Origin of the sequence: Rubripirellula tenax, assembly GCF_007860125.1 — a bacterium.
Lineage (GTDB): Bacteria > Planctomycetota > Planctomycetia > Pirellulales > Pirellulaceae > Rubripirellula > Rubripirellula tenax.
Map to the genome: position 1 here is coordinate 1 of NZ_SJPW01000022.1, position 6,160 is coordinate 6,160.

Annotated in this window: 7 protein-coding genes; 6 read left to right on the forward strand and 1 reads right to left on the reverse strand. The window is 52.9% G+C overall.

Annotation, left to right across the window (positions count from 1 at the left end):
• Positions 1 to 238: 238 nt before the first annotated feature.
• From Poly51_RS29965 to Poly51_RS29990, 6 genes are all read left to right on the forward strand, one after another.
• The gene (locus tag Poly51_RS29965; protein WP_146462631.1) at positions 239 to 574 is read left to right on the forward strand and encodes a hypothetical protein; all 336 of its coding nucleotides are present in this window, start codon (positions 239 to 241) and stop codon (positions 572 to 574) included.
• Positions 575 to 685: 111 nt separating this feature from the next.
• Entirely contained in the window at positions 686 to 1,228 is a 543-nt protein-coding gene (locus Poly51_RS29970) for a hypothetical protein (RefSeq protein ID WP_146462632.1), read from the forward strand.
• Between the two features lie 112 nt (positions 1,229 to 1,340).
• Positions 1,341 to 1,985, forward strand: a complete 645-nt coding sequence (locus tag Poly51_RS29975) for a hypothetical protein (RefSeq protein ID WP_146462633.1) — start codon at positions 1,341 to 1,343, stop codon at positions 1,983 to 1,985.
• A 116-nt stretch (positions 1,986 to 2,101) separates the two neighbouring features.
• Positions 2,102 to 2,755, forward strand: coding sequence for a hypothetical protein (locus Poly51_RS29980; protein ID WP_146462634.1), 654 nt, complete (start codon positions 2,102 to 2,104; stop codon positions 2,753 to 2,755).
• A 109-nt stretch (positions 2,756 to 2,864) separates the two neighbouring features.
• Positions 2,865 to 3,275, forward strand: coding sequence for a hypothetical protein (locus tag Poly51_RS29985; RefSeq protein ID WP_146462635.1), 411 nt, complete (start codon positions 2,865 to 2,867; stop codon positions 3,273 to 3,275).
• A 582-nt stretch (positions 3,276 to 3,857) separates the two neighbouring features.
• Positions 3,858 to 4,448 carry a hypothetical protein gene (locus Poly51_RS29990; RefSeq protein ID WP_146462636.1) on the forward strand — a complete coding sequence of 197 codons (591 nt, stop codon included), beginning with the start codon at positions 3,858 to 3,860 and terminating at the stop codon, positions 4,446 to 4,448.
• Here the strand turns inward: Poly51_RS29990 and Poly51_RS29995 are convergent.
• Entirely contained in the window at positions 4,414 to 4,671 is a 258-nt protein-coding gene (locus tag Poly51_RS29995; protein ID WP_146462637.1) for a hypothetical protein, read from the reverse strand. The genes Poly51_RS29990 and Poly51_RS29995 overlap by 35 nt on opposite strands.
• Positions 4,672 to 6,160 lie beyond the last annotated feature (1,489 nt).

Sequence of the window (6,160 nt, forward strand, 5' to 3'; positions counted from 1 at the left end):
AAGGCTTTCTCAATAAACGCGGATTCCGACAGGAACAGAAAGCAGAACCATCGCATGCAACGGAGCCGGGCTTGCGAGTTTTCACAAATGGAGCATCAACCGTCCCGGCCCGCTGATGCGTGCCGTTATCACGCTCAACTGAAGGTTGCCTGAATTGAAATTTTCGCTTCGTTGCCTCCTGCTGTTAATTGCGGTTGTCGCAATCGCGTTGGGCTGGCTTGTGCATTCGCTCTCGACGATGAATGTCGATTTCGGCTCGAATGGCAATGACATATCCTTCCGAGACGCTGAAACTGCGTCGATTGCGGCCGATCAGCATCTCGAATGGAAACACGAATCACTTCTCATCACGGTTGACGGAATTGACGTTTCGAACGCACAGCATGAAAGTAATGTCTCGCGATTCAATATCGAGATTCACGGCAAAATCAAACGCAGTATTCCCGATCTTCGGCCAATTTGGCCATTTACGAAAAATGAACTTACCCGGATGATAGAATCGGAACTGGAAGCAATACTTGGCACAGACTCCAAGCCGAAATTTGTTTTCTCAACTTTCCCGATGGACAACTAGCGGGATAACAAAACGATGCACGCGAAGCCGGACTTGCGCGTGCCAATTGAAGCAATGATTTCTGTTCCGGCTCGGTGATCGTAACCGTTATCCGACTGAGACGCTCGACTCATGCTTCCAGCCAAAACGCGACGCCGGAGAGACGAACTGCTTCCAATCGGACTTGTAGAGCATCACCTGCTGGGCGACCGGGCACTTAGCTCGTACGACATTGCCGAACGTTTGATCCCTATTCACGATGCGGTAATCGAATCTGCTGATAGCGTCGCAATCGATTCAAAGTCGGTGATGATAATCAACAACTCTGTGACTGACGCTCTTGGACAGCCCGTCGGTGAATTCGTGCGTATCGAAGACTGGGACTCGCTGAATGAAATGATCGAAGATTGTGGCGGCTTCACCGAAGACCCTGCCCACATCGCGGGATGGTTGTTCTCATCACTATACTGGGACAACCTTACCGCATGCCGATTTGCAACCGCTTGGTTTTTCACTGATGCCATACTGATAAATCATCGGATGCCGATGCTAGAACTACAAAACAAGGACATCGGGGGTTTTCTAAGTGCGCTTTCCGGTTCCGGCCCGCCAATTTTGGACGGGCAAACCTTTTTTCCTACACAGTACAAACGCGAAACGGTAAGCGGCGGATAACCACGCCATTCACGCGGAGCACGGCTTGCAAGGTTTCACAAATGGATGCCACACTGTCCGTGCCCGGTGATGGCAAACGTTCCCCGACTGAAGTCCGTACTCCTCGAATTTGATGCCAACACAGATTCAACCGTTTCTCGATCAGCGTCCGCTGTCCACGCAATGCCACACCGTAGACCGTGACGCTGACATTGCGATCCACCTGGCTGTTTGGCGACGTTCTGAGTTTCCGGATCTCAACGCTTTTGTTGCATTCGTGTTTCGCTACTCGTCCGTTCTTCAGCCTTACATCGCTGAACCGGACCGTCGCGACCTCGCATCGTGGTTTCATCCTGACCTAAATGCAGACGAGTCCGCGGCTGCGTACATGACCAAAGCGTCACCACTTGCAATCAACGCGCGCGATTGGTTCGCACAACACGCCCCCACGGTCGATGGTGGATTCCTTAACTCGTCCTCAATTGACACGATCATCGTCGACAGCGATTCGATGTACACTCAAACGACCGAGTGGTACATCCACTCGTTTGTGGCCGACTTGCTAGATGCCCCCGAACCATTCCCGCAATTGGACGGACACGTGAACGAAGAGCCATGGTCCGAGGACCGAAACTTTTACGAATTTCTTGGTCCCGAATCTGATTCCGCATCGTGTAAACGTGATGATTGCGATCGCGGACGCGTAAAACACAGCGTTTTCTGTCGTCCTCACCACTTTGAGAACGTCAAGGGGCGTCCCTCACCCTACACACACTAAACGGCGGGGAACCATGGGTTGCAACGGAGGCCGCGAGTTAACTTTTTTGAAGTGGTAAGTCGTTCGCGCGGCCCCGCTGAACCCTACCGTTCCACGATGAAGACTTCGGTTTCGGTATGAAGTACCACGTTCTATCTGTACGTTCATCTTTCATCGATGGCCCGATACGCGCAATACACGCTGCCTTCTTCCACGGCAACGCATCTCGTGGTGGTGAGTTTCCGTCCGCCACGAACGCGCGGCTCGCTCACGACATCGACTTACCGCTTCGACTGCACAAAAACGCATACAACATCGCGGACGTTATCGCCCCAGCACTAGAGCTTGTCGTCTCCGGTCGCGTCGCCGAGCGTCTTTCTTCAATACCTGACTTAACTTTGGCGGAGACTGAATTCGCCGTCCTCTACAGCTACCGTTTCACAGTTGGCGACTTGTCATGCGGGTTCGAGCACTACGATGCGCAAATGCAATTCATCGACACGCGGACTGACGACGCTTCATTGCACGAAACCGTTCAACGTTACTTCCACATTGCGGCACCACCTGTGTACGAGATTCGTCGAATGCATCCGAGTGAACCGAACGTTTCAATCTTGATTGACGATGACATCGAGGACATCCCACTTTCGACGTCGATACTTCGTTCAAACCCGATATACTCTTTGGGTGGATCAAAAATCGTCTCGGACGAACTCTACCAAATCTTGTCTCCTTTCGTGGATTTCACCTACTATGCGCACGAGTCCGGCGAAATCTCCGATGCAGAATGACGTGGAACCATGCGATGCAACGGAGCCGGGCTTGCAAGGTTTCACGAATGGAAAGTCAATCGTCCCGGCCCGCTGATCGCCACCGTTATCCGTTGAAATTGAACACTGCATGACCCGCTCACCTCGAATTGAAAAACGACTCGCAGCAAAACGCAGCTACTATTCCAAGCCAATCTTTCGACGCTCACGAACGATTGAAGCGGTCTTGGGAACGGCATGCGTCGCGGCACTCATCATTCTCAAGATCGCATCTCAAATAGGTTTGGTTGCTGGGAAAGAATCAATTGGCAAGGCAATGGCTGTACTTTGTGGTGTTACGTTGCTGGCGGTGACTATCTGCGTCCTGCTCCTCTGTGCCCTTACCCTGACTGGTCCGATCTACAAACCCCAGCTCAATTTCTCCACGGGTGATCTAGAAACCTACGGTACTATCGACAGATTTGCCGCATTTGTCATCGCTTCTTTGATCATCGGCGTCGTAGGATACGTTGGGTACCGTTACGTGTTGCCTGTTGGTTGACGTCAAGACCGAATCGCGGACGGATAACCATCGGATGCAACGGAGGACCGGTGGTCAGTTTTCACGAATGGATGCTCAACTTCCGGTCCCCGCTGATCCGTACCGTTATCGGACTGACTCCTCAGCTGCTCCGCGTGTTTGCTTGCACAAACGAGTGCTGCAACGCTTGGTTTTTGGTGCGTCTTTCGGCTCTTGCGTTAGTTGCTCGCCGATTCAAACGCCTTAATCCTCCGTTGGCGATTGCCACACCCCACGCCGCTCGCAACCCTCGATGTTGCTCGCTGTTGTCGTTTGCTGATCCAACGACGACGTTTTCCATTCTTCGTTTAACGTCTGCAAGCACCGTCGGATGACAATGCACGTTTACTTGCCGACCCGGTTAACGCCCGATTGCTTGCCGCGTGAACCAGCGCCCGCTAAACTGTGGCGGCGTGGCAACCGCTGCCCGATGCTCGAGCAATGCCCGTTCGTAAATGCCGATAACCAACACATGCACCGGAGTGGCGGTGGTCACGTTTCTTTGGAATCACGTCAATCGCCGCCACCCGGTGATGTGAACCGTTCCGTCACAAAGGAGGCTCGATGACTAGTTCGTTGCCAACCGACTTTCTTGACAAATGCTCGGCCTCTGAACGCACACAAGTCGAGCAGTGGTGGGACGCGCTCAAAGACAGCAATCGCGACGACGTTCGTGTGTTGCTTGATCGACGTCACGAATCTCTTGCTTACGTCTACGCGAGTGACGAGCGCGGGAGCGTCGATTGGCACACTATTCCCTTCGTTGACGATGAACTTCCGATCGAAGATGACGACGATTACGAAAACGAATGGAAACTCGACTACTTTCACCATCTGCTTGACCAGCCCGGATTTACGCTCGGGCAGGACATTGTTGTTCGCACATTCCATATTTGTTCATTGCACTTGTCGGCAATCAACGCTCACCGAAATGGCATCATTGATTCGTCGTTCAATTGTTCAGATCACAATCCGGATTGCCCGATCGTTCGATTCATGACCGATTTTAATTCGGCGCGGCTTATCGGCTACACTTCAAAGTCACGCCGAAGCGTTTGGTTGTGCAAGCGAAAAGAAAGGACGGAACCATGCGATGCAACGGAGCCGGGCTTGCAAGGTTTCACGAATAGAAAGTCAACTCTCCCGGCCCGCTGATCGCGGCCGTTATCGGACTGACTCCTCCGATGTTCCGCGTGTTTGCTTGCACAAACGATTGCTGCAACGCTTGGTCATCGGTGCGTCCTTCGGCTTTTGCGTTAGCAACTCGCCGATTCAAACGCCTTGATCCTCCGTTGGCGATTTCCTGCGTCCAAGCCGCTCGCATTTCTTGATTGTGCTCGCTGTTGTCGTTTGCTGATCCAACGACCACGTTTTCCATTCTTCGTTCAACGTCTTCAAGCACCGTCGGATGCAATGCCCGTTTACGTGCCGACCCGGTCAACGCGCAATTGCTTGCCGCGTGACCCAACGCCCGCTAGACTGTGGCGGCGTGGCAGCCACTGCCCGATGCTCGACTAATGCCCGTTCATAAATGCCGATAACCAACACATGCACCGGAGTGGCGGTGGTCACGTTTTCTCGAAATCACGTCAATCGCCGCCACCCGGTGATGTGAAACGTTCCCCGACCGAAGTCTCCTTGTATTGCGCGAACAACCGAACTCGACGATGGCTGATCGAAACGACGGCAAGTGGACTCCCATCACACTCGACGAATTGTGCGTTCTTATCGACGAAGCCGTTTCTCGGCTCGATGACGACCAGATCCGCTTCTGGGATTCGATACGCATCGATCCTGTGAAATGGATGCAACACCCGTGGGGCGNACTTGGTGGTGGCTTCTGGGTTGTCGCGTTGATTGGCTCGACCGCTATTTGGTACAATGACATCGAAGACGGGTTCAACACGTCAAGATTTTGTCACGCGGGNAAACTCGATGAATACTGGTGCGACGACCTTGAGCTCAATCATGTCGTACACCAAATTCGCCGTTCGATCATAGAGGCGGCACCACTACCTGCAAAGCGTGGACCGCCTCGACCGATGGTCGATGAATGATCTCACCGGAGCGGGGAACCAAACGATGCAACCGAGCGGCGAAGTCGGGCGTTTTCAAATGGTTGATCTTCCGTCGCCGCCGGCTGATCGTAGACGTTCTGCGTTGGTATACGGTCGATGACAATCGTGCTTCTTGCCCCGGTGTGAGTTGCTGTCGATGCACCGGTGGTGAGTGCAAGCCAAGGTTGCGAGATCACTCCGAAGGCGATTGGTATCAGGAAAACCATTGGTGCGTCACATAGCCAAGAGATTTGCTGACGCCTGCTGGGAATCCAATGGCTTAGGAACGACAGTTTGTGGGCAATCAAATTGGTGCGAGCCGCAGCTTGCGGTGCATCACAACTCTGGCCATGAGCGAACAGAGCGATTCTCTCGTTGCGGCGTTAGAACCGAAAAGAAAATAGTCTATTGAAACTTCGCTGCTCGACACACTTTTTCGGATGCATCGAAAGACAATTCTGTTGAAAGACTGTTGGCGGCTCAAACGTCACTGCAACCAGGCTGACGGAAACTTGGCTGAAAAGAATCTGCTTGCTTTTCGTCGTGGAGATCGCTTAGAATTCATACTTAACTGGTGGGTTCGACTGCCTGGTGGAGACCGCAGAACCAAGCGATGAAACGAAGTCGCCGAGCTCAGACTAATTTTACCTCAACACCAAACCCGGCGACTCGTTTATCGCCATCGTTCCCCGAATGAATGATTTGCGCTCAACACTAACCATTGCCGTTTTGCTTATGCTTGGATGCTCCCAGCAGGGGACTGCTCCACAATCCGCGTCTGAGCTGAAGCCGCTCGGTATTCCCCTGCCC

Bases quoted from the DNA above. Each gene is read 5' to 3' on its own strand.
- Poly51_RS29970 (WP_146462632.1), top strand. From the start codon at position 686: ATGCTTCCAGCCAAAACGCGACGCCGGAGAGACGAACTGCTTCCAATC.
- Poly51_RS29990 (WP_146462636.1), top strand. From the start codon at position 3,858: ATGACTAGTTCGTTGCCAACCGACTTTCTTGACAAATGCTCGGCCTCT.
- Poly51_RS29965 (WP_146462631.1), top strand. From the start codon at position 239: ATGAATGTCGATTTCGGCTCGAATGGCAATGACATATCCTTCCGAGAC.
- Poly51_RS29975 (WP_146462633.1), top strand. From the start codon at position 1,341: ATGCCAACACAGATTCAACCGTTTCTCGATCAGCGTCCGCTGTCCACG.
- Poly51_RS29980 (WP_146462634.1), top strand. From the start codon at position 2,102: ATGAAGTACCACGTTCTATCTGTACGTTCATCTTTCATCGATGGCCCG.
- Poly51_RS29995 (WP_146462637.1), bottom strand. From the start codon at position 4,671: ATGGAAAACGTGGTCGTTGGATCAGCAAACGACAACAGCGAGCACAAT.
- Poly51_RS29985 (WP_146462635.1), top strand. From the start codon at position 2,865: ATGACCCGCTCACCTCGAATTGAAAAACGACTCGCAGCAAAACGCAGC.